The sequence below is a fragment of the Phyllobacterium sp. P5_D12 genome, from assembly GCF_054049495.1.
Map to the genome: position 1 here is coordinate 1 of NZ_JBFUMG010000537.1, position 3,014 is coordinate 3,014.

Consider the following 3,014-nt stretch of genomic DNA (forward strand, 5'->3'; position numbering starts at 1 on the left):
TGGTTACGCCGGGCGTCTTGTTCCTCGACGAGCCGACGACCGGGCTCGACCCCATGGCGCGCAAGAGCGTCTGGCGCATGATCCGCTCGCTCTCCGAGGCAGGCGTAACCATTCTTCTCACGACGCAATACCTGGAGGAAGCCGACCAGCTTGCCGCGCGCATCGCCGTGATCGATCACGGCAAGAAAATCGCGGAAGGTACGAGCCGCGAGCTCAAGGCGGCTACGGGGTCGGGCTTCCTGCATCTGACATTGGTCGATGCAGCAGGTATCGCGGAAGCCGAACGTCTGCTGGAGGAAATGACCGGCAGCAAGGCGCAACGCAGTTCTGAAGGCGCGGCGCTGTCACTGATGGTTGATACGCCCCAGAACGCCAATCGGGGTCTGGCCGCACTGATCGCCGCAAATATTGAACTTGCCGATTTCTCGATGGGCGCGCCCAGCCTCGACGAGGTGTTCTTCGCTTTGACCGGGCACATCACCGAAAGCCAGCCTTCTCCGGGAGAAGCATGATGGATAACGAAACCGCAACAACTTCRCTCATCTACGCTACCCGTCCGCCGCAGCCTTCGGCGGTGTCCAATGCGCTCGTTTTCGGTTGGCGTGCCGTGCTCAAGTTCAAACATATTCCAGAACAGCTCTTCGACCTGGTCATGACGCCGATCATGTTCACCCTGTTGTTCACCTTCGTGTTCGGCGGTGCGCTTTCAGGTTCTACAGCGGCCTATCTGCAATATTTTCTGCCCGGCATTCTGGTGCAGACCGTGGTGTTCAATTCAATGTACTCCGGCATGGGGCTGAGTACAGACCTTGGTAAGGGTCTGTTCGACCGGTTCCGTTCATTGCCGATCTGGTCGCTATCACCCTTCGCCGGATTGATGGTGGGCGATATTCTGCGTCACCTGATCGCGTCGCTGCTTATCCTGTTCATCGGCGTCCTCCTCGGCTACAGGCCAGAAGGCGGCATCATAGGCGTCGTCGAAGCGCTCCTCCTGCTGTTGGTGATCGGCTTCGGGTTCGGCTGGATATTCCTGGTGCTCGGGCTGGTCATGCGCACGCCCAGCACCGTTATGACCATGGCCTTTACCGGCATCATGCCCTTGGTCTTCGCCTCCAACATCATGGTAGACCCTGCAACAATGCCAGGCTGGTTGAGGCTCTTCGTCGATGTCAATCCGGTGTCGCTGATGACAACGGCTATGCGCGGTCTGATGGCAGGAAATGTCACCGCCGCCCAGCTGGGCGCGGCGCTTATAGCCCCGATATTACTGACCATAACTCTCGCACCGCTGACACTGTACCTCTATCGCCGCAAGTAAGCGACGGATAGAGGAGCCGCAAGCGTTGGCCAAAAACTCGTCAGTGCGTGGCGAAAATGGTGATTTTCGAGCCCCGAAGCGAAGTGTACTTTTGGGTACATGAGCATCGGAGCGGAGAAAATCGCCATTTGCAGCCCGCTCTGGCGGATTTTACTCGCCATAGGGGACCCAGATGTTCTTGACCTGCACCGCGCGTCGCAAGTATTCCTTGCCCTGCCCTTGAGCACTGAGCCAATCGCGCTGGCGTCCATTATTGACCCATGTCGCCTTAAGGTTCCCGCACGACGCTTTCTCTACCATCGTGCTTCCCTCCTTCGAGCCGACATACCAGATCGCATCGACCTCATCGTGCTCGGCCAATGTCCTGGCCAGAACATCGCGTTCGCCCGTAACGATGTTGACCACACCCCCTGGAACATCCGAAGTGTCTAGCACCTGGTAGAGGTTGGCGGCGATCAAAGGATGGCGGGTCGACGGGACGGCGATCACGCGGTTGCCCATGGCGATCGCCGGCAATACCAGCGATACGAACGACAGCAGCGGCAATTCGTCGGGGCATACGATACCCATGACACCCCAAGGCTCGTTCATCGCCAATGTCACATGGCGTGATTTTGTCGAGTGAACCGCGCCATCATATTTGTCTGCCTGGGCAGCGTAGTAGAAGATGCGGCGGAGCGCGACGGCAAACTCCTCAGCTGCCGCCTTTGCAGCCACGCCGGTGCTTGTCTCCAGCAGTTCCTCGAATTCGGCCTGACGCGCGCTCAGGTTTTCGCCGAGATAATACAGCACCTGCGCGCGATTATGCGCCGTCGCGCCACCCCATGCGCCGGCTTTGGCCGCCGCCTCGACGGCGTTGCGAATGTCCTTGCGGTTGCCGAGTCCGGCCTGGCCAATGATTTGTCCACCCTTGCCCATCACCGAATAGCTGTAGCCGCCATCGGGACGTGCCTGCTTGCCGCCCACATAATTCTTCGCCGTGCGGTCGATTGTGCCTGTAGCCGCGATCTTGGCGTCGCCGTCCGGTGTCGCCGATGGCTTGAACGCTGGTTCGGCCTTGGCCAGAGGCAGGCGTTTTTCCCAATCGGCCGTCAGATACTCGTAGAGCCCCTCGCGGCCACCTTCACGGCCAAAACCACTTTCGCGGTAACCGCCGAAACCGGCGCCGGCATCGAGCAGGTTGGTCGAGTTGATCCAGACGACACCGGCCTTGACACGAGCAGCCATATCGAGCGCAAGATTGATATTCTCCGACCAGATTGATGCGGCAAGCCCGTACCTGGTGTTGTTCGCCAGAGCAATGGCCTCATCCGGCGTGCGGAAGGTGGTCGCCGTGGCGACTGGACCAAAGATTTCGACTTCGCAGACCGTCGACGCCGGCTCGACATCGGTGAAGAAGCAGGGGGCGAAGTAGCTGCCCTTGGCCGGTAGTTTCACGGGTGCCTGCCACAGTGTGCCGCCCTCAACCTTGCCCTGCTCGACCAGTGCCGAAACGCGTTTCAACTGCCCTGCCGAGACAAGCGCGCCGATATCCATGGTCTTGTCCAGCGGATCGCCGACGCGCAGCGTCTCCATGCGCTTGCGCAGCTTGTTGTTAAACCGTTCCGCACTACCTTCCTGCACGAGGATGCGCGAACCGGCGCATCAGACTTCGCCCTGGTTGAACCAGATGGCATCGACGACGCCTTCCACCGCC

General features: G+C 59.8%; 3 protein-coding genes. 2 read left to right on the top strand and 1 reads right to left on the bottom strand.

The window, feature by feature from the left end:
• Both ACXJ5O_RS23110 and ACXJ5O_RS23115 read left to right on the top strand, forming a co-directional pair.
• Positions 1-512 (top strand): ATP-binding protein DrrA1-3 family domain-containing protein (locus ACXJ5O_RS23110; protein ID WP_457301953.1); only part of this gene is annotated, 512 nt, incomplete at its 5' end.
• The gene (locus ACXJ5O_RS23115) at positions 512-1,318 is read left to right on the top strand and encodes an ABC transporter permease (protein ID WP_457301955.1); all 807 of its coding nucleotides are present in this window, start codon (positions 512-514) and stop codon (positions 1,316-1,318) included. The genes ACXJ5O_RS23110 and ACXJ5O_RS23115, both read left to right, overlap by 1 nt.
• A 150-nt stretch (positions 1,319-1,468) precedes the next feature.
• Here the strand turns inward: ACXJ5O_RS23115 and ACXJ5O_RS23120 are convergent, their stop codons facing one another.
• The gene (locus tag ACXJ5O_RS23120; protein ID WP_457301954.1) at positions 1,469-2,941 is read right to left on the bottom strand and encodes an aldehyde dehydrogenase family protein; all 1,473 of its coding nucleotides are present in this window, start codon (positions 2,939-2,941) and stop codon (positions 1,469-1,471) included.
• Positions 2,942-3,014: the final 73 nt, after the last annotated feature.